The sequence below is a fragment of the Schleiferilactobacillus harbinensis DSM 16991 genome, assembly GCF_000425885.1.
In the GTDB taxonomy this organism is placed as follows: domain Bacteria; phylum Bacillota; class Bacilli; order Lactobacillales; family Lactobacillaceae; genus Schleiferilactobacillus; species Schleiferilactobacillus harbinensis.
The window spans coordinates 1-18,104 of record NZ_AUEH01000040.1 but is presented as its reverse complement, the minus strand read 5'-3'; the positions used below and the strand labels follow the sequence as shown (position 1 = coordinate 18,104).

The following is an 18,104-nucleotide window of genomic DNA, read 5'->3' as shown; positions in this document are numbered from 1 at the left end:
TCTGAGTATGCCATGGCGAAACGTCTAAGTCAAGCATACTGATTAACTTTTTTTAGACCAGCTGATCCACTCGGCCAAGGTACTTGCCGATGTCGTCCATGGCCTTATCCTGGGCGACTTCAGCAGCGCGAAAAGCCGCCACGTCCACTGTCCGGTCGTCATGCATGCTGTCGATCATTGTTTGGCAGCCGGCGACAAAGGCCTTGAACGCGCCCAGCAGCAGGTGATGGTTGCCCATCAGCCGCGCCGGGACCGCACTCTTTTCTAACTGCGCCTGCAGGTCGCGATAGCCGTTAGTCCCTTTGGTGAAGTTCTCGATGATGCTGAAATACTTCTCCTCGGCGATTTTGTCGACGGCGTTCTCATCGATTGCATTTCTCACCAATTGATAATCCGGATCCATCTTTTCTTGGATCGATGTGATGCCATCCATCACATCATTGATGGTCTTTGCGTAATACAGGTACTTTTGCTGTGCTTTAACCAAAGTGTCGCACTCCTTCGTTATTCCTTGCCCATGCGGCGTTGCACGAACTTAATGATTTCAACGATCACTAACATCAGAACACCCGCAGAGAGAACTGTCAACCATTGATAGAGATCCAGTTCGCGGACGTGGAACAAGCCGTTGAAGCCGGGCACGACGATCGTCACCCCGACCAGCAGAGTGGAGACCAAGATAGCCCAGTTGAAGGCCTTGTTGCGGAAAAATCCGACCGTGAACAGGGACTGGTGAATCGACTTCACGTTGAAGGCGTGGAACAGTTGAATCAGCGCCAATGTCGCGTAAGCCATGGTCAAGGCATCGGCATGGATGTCGCCCTGGCTGGTGTGCACGGGGTGCAGAATACCGAAGAGGTATACCCCTAAGGTCAATGCCCCTTCCAGGATCCCTTGGTAAATCACGGAACTGGCGACACCGCCGGAGAAGAAATTGGAGTTTCGGCCCCGGGGTTTGCGCTTCATGATGCCTGGTTCCGTCGGTTCAACGCCCAACGCGATCGCCGGGAAAGTATCGGTAACCAAGTTGATCCACAGAAGCTGGACGGGTTTCAGGACGTCCCAGCCCATCATGGTCATGATGAACAACGTCAAGACCTCGCCCAAGTTGGCAGACAGCAGGTACTGGATCGCCTTTTGAATATTGGCAAAGACCTTCCGGCCTTCTTCGACAGCGACCACGATCGTCGCAAAGTTATCATCGGCCAAGACCATATCGGAGGCCCCTTTTGAGACTTCCGTCCCAGTGATCCCCATACCGATCCCGATATCCGCGGACTTCAGCGCTGGCGCATCGTTGACACCGTCGCCGGTCATGGCGACGACTTTGCCCTTCTTTTGCCAAGCTTTCACGATGCGCACTTTATGTTCCGGCGATACCCGGGCATAAACAGAATACTTGCTCACGTTCTTTTCAAAATCCTGATCGCTCATGTCGTCCAATTGGGCACCGGTGAGCACGGCCGCGTCGTCGCCGGGGGTAATGATCCCCAGCCGACCGGCAATAGCTTCAGCGGTCACCTGGTGATCCCCAGTGATCATGATTGGCCGAATGCCGGCACTCTTCGCTTCGGCAACAGCCTGCGCCGCTTCCGGCCGTTCCGGATCGATCATACCGACTAACCCGGCAAAGATCAGATCGTTTTCGACGGTATCGGAATCTAAGGGATCGGGCAGCGCATCCACGAACTTATAAGCCATTCCCAAGACCCGCATGGCTTGTTTGGCCAAATCCATATTTTGATCCAAAATAGCTTGCTTGCGGGTGTCATCCAGCGGTTGAATGTCATCTTTACCCAATTCCACTTGAGTCGCCCGTTCCAGCAATTGGTCTGGGGCGCCTTTGACGGCCACGAGGAAACGGCCATCGGGCAGCTGATGCACGGTGGACATCAGTTTCCGGTCGGAATCAAACGGCACTTCACCCACTCGAGGCCACTGCTTAAGCTGCTCGCGGACATCGAAGCCTTTATCCAGACCAAACTGCACCAGCGCTGTTTCAGTGGGATCGCCCAACATCTTGCCGTCGCCCTGAATCTTCGTATCGTTTGCCAGATTCATCATCAGCAAGGCGTCATCATCCAGCGGAATGTCTTCACTGGCCGGGTGCAGCTTGCCCCAGTAATACATTTGTTCCACGGTCATCTTGTTTTGGGTCAGCGTCCCGGTTTTATCAGACGCGATAATATCGGTACTGCCTAAGGTTTCCACGGCCGGCAGTTTACGCACCAAGGCATTCCGCTTGGCCATCTTCTGAGTCCCCAAAGCCAAGATGATCGTCACGATGGCTGGCAGCCCTTCCGGAATCGCCGCTACAGCCAAGGAAATGGAGATCAGCAGCATATCCAGCGGGGCCTCACCATGCAGGAAGTAGCCAACCAGGAACATCACGGCGGCAATGACCAAAATCAAGACCGTCAAAATTTTCCCGAGTTGGTTCAGGTTGGTTTGCAGCGGGGTCGTCGTTTCTTCGGCACTGTTGATCATGCCGGCGATTCGGCCGACTTCAGTGTTCATCCCGGTGCCGACGACGATTCCCTCGCCGCGGCCATAAGTCACGTTGGCGTTCATGAAGGCCATGTTGGTCCGATCGCCGATGCCGATGTCGTCACCTTCAAGGGTCGCGACGTCCTTGTCGACCGGGACAGATTCCCCGGTCAGCGCGGATTCTTCGATTTTCAAGGAAGCACTATCGGTCAGCCGCAGATCCGCCGGGACAATATCCCCAGCCTCCAGCAGGACCACGTCGCCGGGCACCAATTGCTCCGATTTAATCGTCAGCACTTGACCGCCCCGGCGCACATGGGCGTCCGGCGTAGACATTTCCCGCAGGGCATCAATGGCTTCTTCGGCCTTCGACTCCTGGATGACCCCCATAATGGCGTTGATCAGGACCACGGCCAGAATAATGGCCGCATCGGCCCATTCGTGACCGACGAACCCGGACACCAGCGCGGCGACCAGCAGGACAATGATCATGAAATCTTTGAATTGGTCAATAAACCGCATCAGGTTCGATTTACGCTTGCCCTCGGCCAGAGCGTTGGCCCCGTATTCCGCGAACCGCTTGTCCGCATCCTGGGGGGTCAACCCATCCAGCGACGTATCCAGCTCTTCGCGGACCGTGTCGATGGACTGGTTATAAAACTGTTCTTGAAGCTGCTGTTTCTTTGCTTCAGGTTCTGCCATGGACTATATTCCTCCTCAATTTGTTTGCCACCCGCGCTGAAAAAAAGAGAGACTTACGCGCGGGAATTCCTCGCACATAAGTCTCACAGTTTCAGACATGACCGGATTAATATCTTGCTGACGATCATGTCACGGCGGCTTGGCCGTTTGTTACTCCCTTATTGCTAAATTCAGTATACCGAAACCGTCCCACTGTGGCAACCATTAGTTTGTAAAATCAAACACAGTGTATGGGAGGCGGCGCTTGTGTTCCGTCTTGCGCCACCAATTCTCGATCCGTTCAGCGGCTCTGTCAGACACATCGCGGCCTTCCAAATAGTCGTCAATGTCGCTATACCGCACGCCCAGAGCCTTCTCATCCGGGATCCCCGGTTTGTTGTCTTCCAGATCGGCTGTCGGGGCCTTTGTATACAGGTGAGCAGGTGCTCCCAAGGCTTCCAGTAATTGCTTGCCTTGCCGCTTATCCAGCCGGAACAGCGGGGTCACATCCGCCGCCCCATCACCATATTTGGTATAGAAGCCGGTGATGTTTTCCGCGGCATGGTCCGTACCCACGACGATGCCTTGGCGCGCACCGGCAATGGCGTATTGGGCGATCATTCGCACCCGTGCTTTAATATTGCCCTTGTTGAAGTCCGAAATAGTCAGATCGTTTTGCGCGACCGCGGCCGTTAACGCGTCCACCGCCGGCTTAATATTCACCCGTACCGTCTCATCAGCCTGCATAAACTGGATCGCCGCCATGGCATCCTGTTCATCGGCCTGTTCGCCGTAGGGTAGCCGCACCGCGATAAACTGGTAGCTGTCGTCCTTGGTTTCCGTCCGCAGCTCGCGCACCGCCATCTCAGTCAACGTCCCGGCCAAGGTGGAATCTTGCCCGCCGGAAATGCCCAGTACATACGTCTTTAAGCCAGGGTTGCGCTTTAAGTAAGTTTTCAGAAAGTCCACCGACCGGCGAATTTCTTTTTCCGGATCAATTGTCGGCAGGGTATGTTCATAAGCAATAATTTCTTTTTGTAATGGACGCATGACACATCACTCCTCTTGGTTAGCCATATTCTTCACCGCGTCACGGACGGCGTGGATGTAATTCATCTTGTGATCCGACAGCCACTGCGACAGATCCACCGGATACTGCTGGGGATTCAAATGTCGCCGGTATTCCGGCCACAGCGCCGCCAACTGCTTAGTCGCATAGGACCGCACCTCGTTCAGCGGCGGCAGCTGGTACACTTGATTGCCGGCGTGGTAGATTTCGTGGAGCAGCGGCCGAGCGGTGAAATTTTTCACCGTCTTATTGATATAAGTATACTGCGGATGGAACATGTAGAGTTGATCGAGTTGACGGGGATCCTCTTGAAACAAGGTAATATAATCCCCCTCCGACTTCGCATCTTTATCATCATTGGTGATCCGCCAGACCTGCTTCTTGCCCGGCGTGGACACTTTCTCAGCATTACTGGACAGCTTGATCGTATCCTGCATCACCCCAGCGGCATCCTGGATCGACACCAGTTTGTACACGGCGCCCAGCGCGGGTTGATCATACGCTGTGATCAGTTTGGTGCCCACACCCCAGACGTCGATCTTGGCGTCCTGCATTTTCAAGTTAAGGATCGTATACTCATCTAAATCGTTGCTGGCATAAATTTTGGCGTTGGGAAAGCCGGCATCGTCCAGTTGCTGACGCACCCGTTTAGAAATGTAAGCCATGTCCCCCGAATCGATCCGTACGCCTTGAAAATTGATCTTGTCGCCCATTTCCTGGGCCACCCGAATCGCACTGGGAATACCGCTGCGCAGCGTATCGTAGGTATCCACTAAGAAGACGCAGTCCCGGTGGGTCTCGGCATACGCCTTGAACGCTTGGTAATCATTACGGTACGTCTGGACCAACGAATGGGCATGGGTGCCGCTAATGGGAATATCAAACAGCTTGCCCGCCCGGACATTGCTGGTGGCGTCGAATCCGGCGACATATGCCGCCCGGGCGCCCCAAATGGCCGCATCCAGTTCCTGCGCCCGGCGGGAGCCGAACTCCAGCAACGGGTCATCGCCCACCGCCGACCTGATCCGAGAGGCTTTCGTAGCGACCAGCGTCTGGTAATTGACAATATTCAGCAGCGCTGTTTCCACCAACTGACATTGGGCCAAAGGACCTTCGACTTGGAACAGCGGTTCGTCCGCAAAGACAACTTCCCCTTCCCGGGGCGCCCGAATCGTCAGTTTTAAATCCATCTGCTGCAAGTACGTCAAAAATGCCTCCGGATAGTCTTCGACTTTCCGCAGATAGGCAATATCGCTGTCGCTGAAATGCAGCGCGTTCAAGTAATTGACACTGCGTTCCAACCCGGCAAACACGGCATAGCCGCTGCCAAACGGGTTCTTGCGATAATACAACTCAAAGATGGCGTGACGCTGGTCAATGCCCTTTTCCCAGTACGTCAACATCATGTTGATCTCGTATAGGTCGGTATGCAGAGCCAAACTGTCATCGGGGTAATGATACATGGTATCCAAATTAATTAGTCCTCATTCTCGTTTTTTACAATAGCTTCCTGTTCTTCTTCACTCAGATCGGTCTTGATCTTTGTGGTGGAAATGCCCTTGGTCCGCGGCAAGTAGATCACTTTGCAGTATGGTTTCAGAAAATCAAACTTGCCCGCCCAGTCATCGCCCATGACGAAGACGTCAGCATGGTATTTCTGGACGTCACGAATCTTTTGATCCCAATCCGTCTCGGGAATCACTTTGTCCACGTAACGAATCGCCTCCAGAATGTACTTCCGGTGCTCATAGCTGTGGTAGGCTTCCTTATGCTTCACGGCGTTGAACTCATCGGTGGATAATCCCACAATCAGTTGATCGCCGAAGGCCGCCGCCCGCTCCAACAGCCGGATGTGGCCCCAGTGCAACAGATCGAACGTGCCGTAGGTAATTACGGTCGTCATAGTGCTCGCCCTCTCTTAATCCAATAATGGTATTATTCTACCACATGCAGACACAAACGCGCCGCAGACATCCATCTGCGGCGCGTTTCTAATTAAGCCTGGTTACGTTTGGGCTTGGCCCGGACACACTCGGCAACGGCCATGCCGCCGCCGCAGCCCACCGTAGCCCCAATCAGCAAGCCCATGAACACATCGTGCAAGACGATACCCATGGACAGACCAATCAGGACGCCGGCGATAATGCACACCGTCAGCCACCGTTGATAGCGGGTCGGCGGCGGGGCAGGGTCACCCTTATCTTGTCCAGTCATTAAAATCTCCTCCTAAAGGATTCGACACAATGCAATCGGTTTCTACACTGTTAATGGTAGCAAACAACGCTGGCCGCCGTCAAATTAAAAAGGACCAGCCCACAGCCAGTCCTTCAATCTTAAGCTTATCGTTCCAAATAGAACTCGAACCGTTCACCCGCATACTGCGTCCGGACATATTCAAACGGCCGGCCGTCTTGCAGGAAGGTGATCTGGCGCATCTTCAGGATGGCCTCACCGCGCTTGATGTCCAAGTATTCGGAAATCCGCTCAGACGCCGTCTCAGCAGAAACCGTCTGCTGGGCGCCGCCCAATTCATACCCGCCCTTGGTCTCCAGGGCGTGATAGAACGAATCGGTGACCTCCGCTTTGGTTAATCCTTGAACAATGTCAGCCGGGATCGACGCGACTTCGAAACTGATCGGCACACCATCGGCATACCGAATCCGTTCCATCCGCAACACTTCCGGAGCATCGCCCGCCAAGTGCAATTTCTCAATCTCACTCAGGGACGGGGTCGCAAAGTGGTAAGAAATCGTTTTGCTGGACGGCTTCTTGCCTTGCCGTTTCATGATATCGGTGAAACTGGTCACACCAGAAGCCACTTCCTGGACTTTCTGGTTGGCGACGTATGTGCCAGAGCCCACGCGCCGCTCAAGGATCCCTTCATCAACCAAAGTCTGGATGGCCTGACGCAGCGTCATCCGGCTGACGTCAAACTGCAACGCCAATTCCCGTTCAGCGGGGATCCGGTCGCCGACCTTCCACTTGCCTGCTTCGACGTCCCGTTTCAGTTGATTGTGGATCTGAATATAAACCGGTGATTCCATATGTTGATCTCCCCTACTTAACTATTCTCCGGCGCGAATTCACGGCCGTAGCTAAATGTTTTTTGTAATGTTAATGTCCGGTCAAATAAGTTCATATCGGCATCCTTGCCCGGGGTGATCGTTCCTTTGCTGTCGAGGCCAAATTCAGTTGCCTGATTGACACTCGCCATCTGGACCGCATCGGCCAGGGAGACGCCCGTGAACTTCATGATATTGACAAATGCATCTTTAAATTGTAACACGCTCCCGGCCAAAGTGCGGTCGCAAAGTCTCGCTTGTTTGTCTTTAACAAAGACTTTTTGACCGCCCAGTTCGCTTTCGCCCTCAGGCATCCCTTTAGCCCGCATAGAATCAGTTACCAATTCGATGCGGTGGACGCCCTTTTGTTCCACTGCCAGCCGAATCATGTCCGGGACGATGTGGAAACCATCGCAGATCAATTCCGCGTACATGTTGTCTTCCAGCATGGCATGGCCGGTAACCCCGGGTTCGCGGTGCTTGAATTCCCGCTGGGCATTATACAAATGGGTCACATGGGTCGCCTTGCTGTGCAGCATCTGTTCCCGGGTCGCATTACTATGGCCGACGGAGGGGACGATACCATGGCTCAGGCAATAATCTTCAAATGCCTGGGACCCCGGATCTTCCGGTGCGTAAGTAATCAGCTTAACGCGATTGCCGGATAATTCATTCCATTGGGCGAGCAGCTTAACATCCGGATCTTTGATGTACTGCTCCGGCTGGGCGCCCTTGAAGGTGGGTGAAATGAATGGGCCTTCCAAGTGGACACCTTGAATGATCGGATTCTTCTCAGCCGCCTGGGCCACGCCTTCCATGGCATGGTCAATGTTAGCTGTGGATTGGGTCATCGTTGTGGCAAACAGGGTGGTGACGCCTTCATTCCGCATCATCTTAGTCGCCATCGTGCTGATTTGGTCCGGGTCACCATCCATGGCATCGAAGCCATAGCCGCCGTGGCTGTGGACGTCGATGAAGCCGGGCACCAAGGTCTGGCCGGAAACATCTGCCAACTCGTCGCCCGCTTGGGCATGGTATTCGTCAACGGGGCCGACCGCCAAAATATGGTCGTCGAAACGAACGTAGCCGTCTGGAATGACCTCGTCGCCCGTGTAGATCACAGCATGTTTCAAAACTTTTGCAGACATCAAGAATTCCCCCTTTTATGGATTAATAATGGTGGTTTGTCGTTCTTTCTCATCTTAACTGGTATAGACCAAAAAGACAAGCAAACACACTAGTCTTTCTTGCTGTCTTTCTCGATCGTGGCGGTCACGGCATCGGTGAGGCCGGCGAAAAAGCCGCTGGACTGTAAGGCCACCATGCCGCGGACGGTGCTGCCGCCGGGAGAAGAAACACTGTCCGCCAGATCCCAGGGGTTAGCCCCTGTTGTCAGGACCTGATCCGCGCTGCCCTTAAAGGCCTGGGCGGCAATCTTGCGTGCGTCGGTCATGGGGATGCCATACTGCACTCCCAGCCGGGCCATCATGTCAATGGCCACAAAGATGAAGGCCGGTGATGACCCCGCTAGGCCGACGAACGCGCCAAACAGATTTTCGGCCAGCCGCATCATCTCACCGAGTCCCTTTTGCCAAGCTAAGACCGCTGTCAGATCGGCTTGGCCCACCGAGTCGCTCACCGCGTAGGCAGTCATCCCGCTGCCGGTAGCCACGTTCACGTTGGGCAGCAGCCGAACAATGGGCAGCGTCGGCGTCTGGGCGGCGTCCACCAACTCGGCAACTGTGGCACTGCCCACGACAGAGACCAGAATCTGGCCGGCCCGCCAATACCCGGCTAAACTGTTGAGGATGGGTTTCGCCGTGGCTGGCGGCGTGGCCAGCACGACGATATCCGCTGCCTGCACCACCGCGTCGTTGGTGGCGACACCCTGAATGCCGTACTGCTGAGCGACCTGCTCATAATGGGCGGCGTTGTGACTAGTGACATACAGGTCGCTTGCCGCAGCGCCTGCGTGCAATGTCCCGGCAATTTCAGCAGTTGCCATATGGCCACTGCCGATGAAACCAATTTTTACCACTGAGTTTCCCACTTTCTAATTAATGCTTGCCAAACCAATCCATGATTCGTGTCATCCGGTCGATCCGCAGATTGGGGAAGCCGGACCGGGAGAGTTCGTGATTCGATCCCGGATAGCGCACGAATTCCGTCTCCACATCGTGCAGTTTGAGGCTAGTGTAAAATTCTTCACCCTGACCGATTGGGCAGCGATGATCTTCTTCACTGTGCAGGATCAGGATCGGTGTCTTCGCCTTGTCGACATAAGCCAACGGGGAGAAAGCCCAGTACTTCTTCGGGTCAATCGGCGCATTCCATTCGCCCTGCAATTCCCAAGCGTTGAAGAAGTAGCCAATATCGCTGTTGCCGTACATGCTCACCCAGTTGGCGATGGAACGCATCGTCACCGCCGCAGCGAAGCGGTCAGTATGGGTCTCGACCCAGTTAGTCATGAACCCGCCGTAACTGCCGCCGCAAACATACAGCTTCTTGGGATCGATCTGTTTGTCCCGTTTCAAGACATCATCCAAACCATTCATCAAGTCAGCGTAATCGCCCTGGCCATAAGCGCCGATAACACCGGCTGCGAAGTCTTCGCCATAGCTGAGACTGCCCCGGGGATTGATTAAAATGACACCATAGCCGGCACTGGTCAAGACCTGCATCTCATGGAAGAAGGTGTAGCCAAAGGCCGCTAAAGGGCCGCCATGAATGTAAAGGATCGCCGGATGCTTCTTTTCGGCCGCCTGCCCTACCGGCTTCATGTACCAGCCTTCAACAGTCAGATCATCGTCAGACTTAAAGGTAAAAGCCTCCGCGCCGCTGATCGTATGGTGATTTTCCCAACTGGTATTCGGGTTGTACAGATCTTTTTCGTCCTCGCTGATCAAGTCATAAACCGCCAAAACACTGGGCGTTTCAATATCTGAATAAGTAAAAACGACCGTATGCTGGTCCGGCCCGACAAAGTAATCCGTCACATGCCGGTCACCGCCAACAGCTTCCCGCAGTTCACCATCCGTGGACGCTTCATACAATGCGATCCGCCCATGGCTGAAGCCCGGCGTTAAGAAGTAATCAGCGGTGATATATTGGGCCATGCGCTCGGATAATTTTTGCTGGGTATCCGCCACAATTTCGCCCGGCCCCTCTTCCAAGTGATGGTTCACTGCGGTATCAGTGAGCTTTTGCTCCTCAATGTCGTAGTACCAAATATGGTGTTCCGCCACATTTGGTGCATGGTTGTCCGTACCCCATAGCAGCAAGCCGGTGCCATCTTCACTGAACGCGGCACCGATAAATTCACCATGTTCCTGAGATTCAGTGATCCAGGTCAAATTCCGGGTCGCAATTTCGAATAAATAGGTTCCCGTGCGGAAATCCTTCGGGTTGAATGGATCTGGGCTAGCGCTCAAGGCCAGGAAACGGCCCGACGGATCCACGGCATCCAAACCGAAATCATCCGGCCGGCTTAGCAATTCTTTAGGCATCTTGCCGGTAATCGCCAAATATTGCAAATGATGGGTGCCGTCTTCCCGCAGCACGCCCTCACCATTCATTTGGAACGGCAACCGGGTAATTACCTTCGGCTGGGGCAGCTTGGTCGCCTTCTTTTGCGGATAACTCGTGTTCGTGAAATACACGCCTGCACTATCTGCACGCCACTGGGCACTATCTACACCGTCGGGCAACGCCGTCAAAGCATACGGCGACCCACCGGTAAGCGGCTGAATATAGATCTGAACGTGCTTCTTAGCATCCTGCGCTAAGTACAACAACGCACTGCCATCCGGCGCCAGGGCATACTGGCAGATACTTTGATTCGGCAACCCATACCGCACCTGCCGCCGGGTCCGCAGATCCAGCCCCTTCAATTCGGCAATATACGTATTGGTCTCTTCATCCACCCGATTTTCCAGGAAGAAAACCGTCTCGCCCGCCATACTCGGTTGGGATAGGGTCTTGATGGCAAATAAGTCTTTTGTTTGAACAGGTTCAGCCACATGCACCACTCCATTTCTCTGATATGTTTCCATTCTATCATTATTGGTCCAGGTTGACCGAAAAAACGCCCGCCAGTGAAGGCGAGCGTTCCGATCAAACAGTCGAGAGAATCTTGCGGGTGAGGAAAAAGGCTGCTGGTTTTACAATCAGACCACGAATGATGAATGCAATGATCAGACTGCGCACCCAGACCCACAAGAGAATTTCCCAATCAATATGCAGAAATGCCCCGCCAATGAGAAGGCCGTAAGTTGACATGCTCAGACACATAACCACCAGCATCACCCGTCCCCGGACCCCCAGCGTGCGCGCGGCGATCGCTGCCGGATCGGTCAAGCGGCGCGTGGCCCAGCGAATAAAGTATTCAGTGATGCGATAGGCCACGAACCAATTATAGAGAAAAGCCGCCAAGACCGTCGGCAGCCACCAAATCAGCCAATTCTGGAAAGTGACCGCTCGCCAGCCAGTCGCCAGCAGGTTACCGATCAAACTCATGATGGTGGCCATACCAAAACAGATCAGGGCGGTGACCACAAATCGTTGTTTCGTTGGCATTGTGCTGCCTTCTCTCTGTATTTGTGGTCAGTATACCGCCAACTGGTAAGGAGTCAACGAAAGTCGCTCGCTATTAAACGAGCTCCAGCTGGCAAGCCCCCGTGATCTAAAAATACCAGCTGATAAATCCTAATTACAGGATTTATCAGCTGGTATTGATTAGCCCAGGGGTATTAACCGCTAGCCTGCGCTCTCTGCTTTCTATTGGGATAGCTGGATTCGAACCAGCGCATGACGGGATCAAAACCCGTTGCCTTACCGCTTGGCTATATCCCAATGAAATGGAGGAGAAAGGATTCGAACCTTTGAACCCGAAGGAGCGGATTTACAGTCCGCCGCGTTTAGCCTCTTCGCTACTCCTCCATATCGCTGACGCGCTCACGCACAATCAACGATAAATATAATACCGAAAAATGAAACTCGATGCAAGGGGAACAACGCTATTTCTCCGGAATTTCCCGAATCATCAGTGTGTTGCGCCATTCCGTCATAAAATCAGTACTTTGCCACTCCCAGGCCCGCTTCAAACCGTACCCCAAAGGCGTATGCAGATACACTTGCCCAGCGGCCAGCAGCGGTGCGTCCCGGTGATGCAGATGGCCAAAAACCACCGTATCCACCACCGGCGATGCTGCGAGCAAGCCGCCTAGCCGGCTGCTGCCCATCAGCGCAGTCGCCATGTTCCAATAGGGTCGGTCACCCGCATAGATCAGAAAGTCCTGGCGCGGGACAAAATGGGTAACAAACAAGGCGCGCTGCCGCTGCGCAGCGACAGTCGCCAAATCTGCTTGCACCTGCTTTAACACCAAGTCCATCCGCTCCGTGTCACTCAGAGGCGAGTCAATTGCGGAATCGATCCAGAAGGCTTTCTTCCAGCGAAAATAATCCTCGGCAGTCTTACCCTGCCCAGCGGGCGCCAGCGTGTAGTCGTACCACCCGTTATTTCCCACCAGAGCATAGTCCGTACCGGGAAGGGACATCACCCGGTGGTGCAGATACGCCGGATGGTCAAAAGACTCCAATTCAGCATACGTCACACCCTTCACCATATCGTGGTTGCCGGCGAGAAAATACAATTGAACCGTGTTCCCTAAAAACGCCTGCAGGGCATCCACGTAACGGACCGTTGCCTGAAAATCGTTGAACGTATCCCCGCCCAGCACATAAATGCTGATATTCTGCTGTTCGAGATAATCCTTCTGGGCTTGAAAGTAGTCGCTCGCCGTGAGATGGTTCACGTCAAAATGCAGATCCGTACTGAATGCGACCCGCATGAGGACCACCCGCTTTCTTGTTTACCGGAAGATGGTGTTGATTTCTTCTTCATTCACGGTCCTGGTATACACCAGAACTGAATCACCCTTGGTAATCACCGTATCAGCCCCAGCGACCAGATTGGCCTCGCCGCGGCGGACATTGATGACGACTGTGCCTTCTGGGAACTTGATTTCCCGCAAAGGCTTGCCATCTGCTTGGGCACCATCGCCCACCGTGACTTGGACAATGGCATTGTTGCCGCGATTCAGCCGCATTAACGTCGTCAAGTTGCGGAAGTCGATTTGATCCGTGATGACATTGGCAATCAAGTAAGCCTGGGAAACCCGGACATCGACTCCCATTTCTTCGGTGAAGAGCCAGGTATTCTTCGGGTTGTTGATCCGGGCGATGACTTTGTCAACGCCAAACTCGAACTTGGCGATCGTCGCCGTCACCAGATTGATCTCGTCCGCCCCAGTAACCGCGGCCACGACGTCGGCATCGTTGATCCCAGCTTGCTCCAATACCTTGGGATCCGCGCCGTCGCCATTAACGATGACTTCCGGCGGCAATTCATTCTTCAATCCCGCCAAAGGCTTTTCCCGATACTCCACGACTCGGACGTCCCGGCCGGCATCGATCAAGATCCGGGCGACGTAAGAACCGACTTGGCCGCCGCCAACAATAATTGTACGCATAGTCTCGCTCCCTCCTTACAGGTCCAGTGTCCGTTTCACTTGCTGCAGCGTATCATCCAGGGCCGACAAATAGAGAATGTCGCCGGCCTCCAGAGTCGTGGTGCGCGTGGGAATGAACGACTGGTTGCCCCGGGAGATCGCAATCGGCTGGACATCGGTGACCGGGAACAGATCCCGGATCGAATTGCCGGCCATCATGCCAGACACCGTGATCCGCACAATTTCCACCGGCGTGTTCCCGATGCTCATGACATTTTCCAGATAAGAGAACGTCAGCAGCTCCTTGGCCCGGGCAATGCCCCAGCGCGTGGTCGCGATGATCTGAATGCCCAAGGCATTGTACAGATCCACTTTCCGCTGATCGTACAACCGAGCAATCACCCGCGGCACCCGGTAATAATTCCGCGCGATCCGGGCTACCAAGGCGTTAATATCGTCACTCTCGGTACAGGAAATCAAACTATCCGCCCGCTCGATACCGGCTTTTTCCAAATTACCCTTGTCGAACTCAACACCCAGGATCTTTGTGCCCTTGAAGTCCGGCGGCAGCCGCTTGAATTTCTTCTCGTCGTCACAGATGACCGTGATGGTGTTGCCATCATCAGCCAACGTTGTGGCCAACCCTGAACCCAGGCGGCCGCATCCTACAATAATGATTTTCATGCTTTCTCCCCCTCTAAGGTGCCTTTAGAACGATTATCCCGGTGCCGTAACCAAGCCTTCCGTGCCTCTTCGATCCCAACAATGATGAATGGGCAGCAGATCAGGAAAATCCAGTCCGTCGGCGCCAGCGGCGCGGTATGGAACAGCCCTTGCAGGAACGGCATATAAGAAAGAACGGCGAACAAGCAGATTTCGAAAATGATCCCGATGTTGACCAGCTTATTCTTGAATAACCCGACCTTAAAGACTGATTCCCGATTGGTCCGGCCGTTCAAGGCATTCCCAATCTGACTGAAGATGATCGCACCCAGCGTCATGGTGGTTGCCTGCTTGTAGATCATACCAGAACTGGCCAGTGGGCCCATGAAGCCCGTATGGTTCCAGTTGGCATAGAAATACGCGATCATCGCTAAAATAGCTTCCAGCGCGCCATACCAGAAGAAAGCCTTAACGACGATCCCTCTAGTCAGCAAACTCTCGCCGTGTTTTCGCGGCGGCCGCTGCATGATCCCCGGCTCAGGCAATTCAGTCCCTAAACCCAAGGCCGGCAGCATATCTGTCCCTAAATCGATGAACAGGATCTGCATGACAGTCAACGGCAGCGCAATCAACCCTCTGGAGAACAGGAAGAAAGCCGATGGTACGGCTTCTGACATGTTGGAGTTGAAAATATACGTCAAGAACTTCCGAATGTTGTCAAAGACCGCCCGGCCTTCTTCAACGGCGTGAACAATGGAGGCAAAGTTATCGTCGGTCAAAATCATATCGGCGGCTTCCTTAGCCACGTCAGTCCCCGTGATCCCCATAGCGACCCCGATGTCGGCTTTCTTCAATGCCGGCGCATCATTAACGCCATCGCCGGTCACGGCTACGACTTTACCCATCTCTTGTAAATTGGTAACGACCCGGTACTTCTGTTCTGGAGCTACCCGGGCGAAGATAATTTCATCCTTTAAAGCAGTCTTCAGGTCATCGTCGGACATCTTGCCCAATTCAAACCCGGTAACGACCCGGGGATGGTCATCGCGGACAATGCCGATCCGCTTTGCAATACTCTCAGCGGTCAGGCCATAATCCCCCGTGATCATGATGATCCGGATATTGGCTTCGTAACATTTTTCCACAGCGGCCGCGACTTCCACCCGCGGCGGGTCAGCCATAACAACCAACCCTAGGAAGACCATGTCTTTTTCAATGATCTCCGGGGTGTACTTCGTCATGGACTTAGGAATACTGTCATCATGATCCAGCGGCCGATAAGCCACCGCCAGTACCCGTAAACCATTGCGGGCATACTGGTCATTAGCCGCCATGATCTTCTGCCGATCATCGTCCGTCAACGGCCGAATCTTGCCATTTTCGCGAGTCGTCGTACATAACTCGGACGTTTCCTTGGGCGCGCCCTTAACAAAGGCGATCCGTTTGTTTCCGTCAATTGGTCGCTGCAGGCTATTGACCGTTGTCATCCGCTTCCGGTTGGAATCAAAAGGCAGCTCCCGTAAACGGGGATTATCTTGTAATAATTGCTTGATATCAATCTTGGCTTTTTCCGCCGCCACCCCTAAACAGGCTTCGGTGGGATCACCTAAGACGGTATATCGCGGATGTTCATCATCCGGCGGCAAAATTCGTGCGTTAGAGCATAGTGTTGCCCCGGACAAGGTTAATTCCAAATCACTAGAATCCCGGAAAGTCACGGTTTTCCCGTTGAGGGTGACGTCCCCATCGGGTGAATAGCCCTGACCATTGACCAGATACTCTCCGCCCGGCAGCCACACGTGGTTGACGGTCATCTCGTTCTGAGTCAGCGTCCCGGTTTTATCCGAACAAATGACGGAGGTCGAACCCAGTGTTTCCACTGAGTTCAGCGACTTCATCAGCGCATGTTCCTTGGCCATTCGTTGGACCGCCATTGCCAAAGACAGCGTCACAGTCGGCAGCAGGCCTTCAGGGATGAAGGCGACGATCATACCCAGAGAGAAAATAAAGGCTTGCGCAAAGGGCTGCTGCACAAAAAACAGCGCGCCTGCGAAGAACGCCAGTCCAATCCCAATCGCAATAAAAGAAATCTGCTTGGTGAGCTTATCCAGCTCTTTCTCCAGCGTACTCTTCTCTTCCTTCATCCCTTGGGTCAAGTCGGCGATTTTACCGAACTCAGTCTGCATGGCAATGGCTGAAACTACTGCTTTACCATTACCACTGGATACCGTGGTGCCGGCAAAAATCATGTTTTTCAACTCAAAACGGGACAAATCATGATCAACGATTTGATCAGGACTCTTCCGCACCGGATTGGATTCACCGGTTAGTGCCGACTGATTAATCTGTAAATCGGTCATTTCCAGCAGGCGCGCATCCGCCGAGATCTTATCCCCTTCTTCGACGAGCATGATATCACCAGGGACCAGGTCCACAGCGTTGATCTGCTGTTCCGTCCCATCCCGGATGACCCGGGAATACGTCGGCAGCATCTTCTTTAAGGCATCGGTCGCTTTGCTGGCCTTACTCTCCTGAAAGAAGCTGAATAGGCCGTTAATCACGTTGACGAGCCAGATGGCAATCCCCAACTGCGGCGTACCTGAGAAGAACGCCACGGCGCCGCCGAACCACAGCAAAATCGCCATGGTACTGACAAAGTTCTTGATGAACTTCAGCCAGATCGGCTCGCCTTCCTTTGTTTCAATTTGATTCTTTCCGTATTTCTCCTGCCGCTTGGCTGCTTCTGCTGAAGTTAAGCCTTGTGGTTTGGAGTCTACGCGATCAAAGACTTCGCCAGGAGTCAGGAAAGCTAAATCGTCACTTTTAGCTTTCGGATCACTCGGCGCACTCGATTGTTCAGGCACGAGACATCCACCTTTCAAAAATATACTACATCGTCAGTGTAGCACATCGGTCTGCCCGTGAGGACCCCTGAAAATCTCACAATGACGGCCATCACTGACAAAAATTGGAATGGTCTGACTCAACAAAAAAAGCGTCTCATCAGAAGAAAGACTTCTGATGAGACGCTGACGAGTGCCGACTAGGTGATTCGAACACCTGACCCTCGGTTTACGATACCGATGCTCTACCAGCTGAGCTAAGTCGGCAAACTGTCCAACACACACTGCGGACAATGACCCGTACGGGATTTGAACCCATGTTACCGCCGTGAAAGGGCGGTGTCTTAACCACTTGACCAACGGGCCGACAATGAAGTTTTGTGGGCTTAGCCCCGAAAACTCCGGTTGTCAGACTCGAACTGACGACATCTTGATTAACAGTCAAGCGCTCTACCAACTGAGCTAAACCGGAAAAAAATAAGAACAGCAGTGTCCTACCCTCGCAGGCAGTTTCCCACCAACTACTATCGGCGCTGAGAAGCTTGACTTCTGTGTTCGGCATGGGAACAGGTAGTTCCTTCTCGCTATCGCCACTGTACTTAAATTTGAGAGTTTGTTCTCTCAAAACTGGACATCATGAAGTTCTTTCTTCGAATCACCAATGTGACTCTTTGAGGTGCGTACCTTCCGGTACGCTCTTGGTTAAGTCCTCGACCGATTAGTACTGGTCCGCTCCACCCCTCACGGGGCTGCTACTCCCAGCCTATCTACCTGATCATCTCTCAGGGGT

General features: G+C 53.6%; 15 protein-coding genes, 5 tRNA genes and 2 rRNA genes. All 22 read right to left on the bottom strand.

Features of this window, described 5'->3' with window-relative positions; all coding sequences use genetic code 11:
- Nucleotides 1–52: 52 nt before the first annotated feature.
- Nucleotides 53–487 carry a hypothetical protein gene (locus H627_RS0111715; protein ID WP_051225394.1) on the bottom strand — a complete coding sequence of 145 codons (435 nt, stop codon included), beginning with the start codon at nucleotides 485–487 and terminating at the stop codon, nucleotides 53–55.
- A 17-nt stretch (nucleotides 488–504) separates the two neighbouring features.
- On the bottom strand, nucleotides 505–3,189 hold the full coding sequence (locus H627_RS0111710; RefSeq protein ID WP_051225393.1) for a calcium-translocating P-type ATPase, PMCA-type: 2,685 nt from the start codon (nucleotides 3,187–3,189) through the stop codon (nucleotides 505–507).
- Nucleotides 3,190–3,393: 204 nt separating this feature from the next.
- Nucleotides 3,394–4,218 carry an NAD(+) synthase gene (gene nadE / locus H627_RS0111705; protein WP_027829104.1) on the bottom strand — a complete coding sequence of 275 codons (825 nt, stop codon included), beginning with the start codon at nucleotides 4,216–4,218 and terminating at the stop codon, nucleotides 3,394–3,396.
- Between the two features lie 6 nt (nucleotides 4,219–4,224).
- Entirely contained in the window at nucleotides 4,225–5,700 is a 1,476-nt protein-coding gene (locus tag H627_RS0111700; protein WP_027829103.1) for a nicotinate phosphoribosyltransferase, read from the bottom strand.
- Between the two features lie 14 nt (nucleotides 5,701–5,714).
- Nucleotides 5,715–6,140 (bottom strand): glycerol-3-phosphate cytidylyltransferase, encoded by a 426-nt coding sequence (gene tagD, locus H627_RS18120; protein ID WP_051225392.1) that lies wholly within the window; start codon nucleotides 6,138–6,140, stop codon nucleotides 5,715–5,717.
- 92 nt (nucleotides 6,141–6,232) lie between these two features.
- Nucleotides 6,233–6,451, bottom strand: a complete 219-nt coding sequence (locus H627_RS0111690) for a hypothetical protein (RefSeq protein WP_027829102.1) — start codon at nucleotides 6,449–6,451, stop codon at nucleotides 6,233–6,235.
- A 125-nt stretch (nucleotides 6,452–6,576) separates the two neighbouring features.
- Nucleotides 6,577–7,281, bottom strand: a complete 705-nt coding sequence (locus H627_RS0111685) for a GntR family transcriptional regulator (RefSeq protein WP_027829101.1) — start codon at nucleotides 7,279–7,281, stop codon at nucleotides 6,577–6,579.
- A gap of 17 nt (nucleotides 7,282–7,298) precedes the next feature.
- Entirely contained in the window at nucleotides 7,299–8,447 is a 1,149-nt protein-coding gene (gene nagA / locus H627_RS0111680; RefSeq protein WP_027829100.1) for an N-acetylglucosamine-6-phosphate deacetylase, read from the bottom strand.
- Nucleotides 8,448–8,536: 89 nt separating this feature from the next.
- A complete protein-coding gene (gene proC / locus H627_RS0111675) occupies nucleotides 8,537–9,337 on the bottom strand; it encodes a pyrroline-5-carboxylate reductase (protein WP_051225391.1) in 801 nt (266 codons plus the stop codon).
- 19 nt (nucleotides 9,338–9,356) lie between these two features.
- A complete protein-coding gene (locus tag H627_RS20700) occupies nucleotides 9,357–11,318 on the bottom strand; it encodes a S9 family peptidase (protein ID WP_035440851.1) in 1,962 nt (653 codons plus the stop codon).
- Between the two features lie 94 nt (nucleotides 11,319–11,412).
- Entirely contained in the window at nucleotides 11,413–11,874 is a 462-nt protein-coding gene (locus H627_RS0111665; RefSeq protein WP_027829097.1) for a DUF2798 domain-containing protein, read from the bottom strand.
- Nucleotides 11,875–12,078: 204 nt separating this feature from the next.
- A tRNA-Gln gene (locus tag H627_RS0111660) sits at nucleotides 12,079–12,150 on the bottom strand.
- A 6-nt stretch (nucleotides 12,151–12,156) separates the two neighbouring features.
- Nucleotides 12,157–12,237: transfer RNA gene (locus tag H627_RS0111655), tRNA-Tyr, on the bottom strand.
- 77 nt (nucleotides 12,238–12,314) lie between these two features.
- The gene (locus tag H627_RS0111650) at nucleotides 12,315–13,148 is read right to left on the bottom strand and encodes a metallophosphoesterase (RefSeq protein WP_035440849.1); all 834 of its coding nucleotides are present in this window, start codon (nucleotides 13,146–13,148) and stop codon (nucleotides 12,315–12,317) included.
- Nucleotides 13,149–13,169: 21 nt separating this feature from the next.
- A complete protein-coding gene (locus H627_RS0111645) occupies nucleotides 13,170–13,829 on the bottom strand; it encodes a potassium channel family protein (RefSeq protein WP_027829095.1) in 660 nt (219 codons plus the stop codon).
- 15 nt (nucleotides 13,830–13,844) lie between these two features.
- The gene (locus tag H627_RS0111640) at nucleotides 13,845–14,492 is read right to left on the bottom strand and encodes a potassium channel family protein (RefSeq protein ID WP_027829094.1); all 648 of its coding nucleotides are present in this window, start codon (nucleotides 14,490–14,492) and stop codon (nucleotides 13,845–13,847) included.
- Nucleotides 14,489–17,335, bottom strand: a complete 2,847-nt coding sequence (locus H627_RS18115; RefSeq protein WP_373880567.1) for a cation-translocating P-type ATPase — start codon at nucleotides 17,333–17,335, stop codon at nucleotides 14,489–14,491. Before H627_RS18115 ends, H627_RS0111640 begins: the two co-directional genes overlap by 4 nt.
- A 173-nt stretch (nucleotides 17,336–17,508) precedes the next feature.
- Nucleotides 17,509–17,581, bottom strand: a tRNA-Thr gene (locus tag H627_RS0111630).
- Between the two features lie 27 nt (nucleotides 17,582–17,608).
- Nucleotides 17,609–17,680: transfer RNA gene (locus tag H627_RS0111625), tRNA-Glu, on the bottom strand.
- Between the two features lie 33 nt (nucleotides 17,681–17,713).
- Nucleotides 17,714–17,786 (bottom strand) — tRNA-Asn (locus tag H627_RS0111620).
- Between the two features lie 9 nt (nucleotides 17,787–17,795).
- Nucleotides 17,796–17,912, bottom strand: a 5S ribosomal RNA gene (rrf, locus tag H627_RS0111615).
- A 100-nt stretch (nucleotides 17,913–18,012) separates the two neighbouring features.
- Nucleotides 18,013–18,104, bottom strand: a 23S ribosomal RNA gene (locus tag H627_RS0111610); the annotation flags it as partial.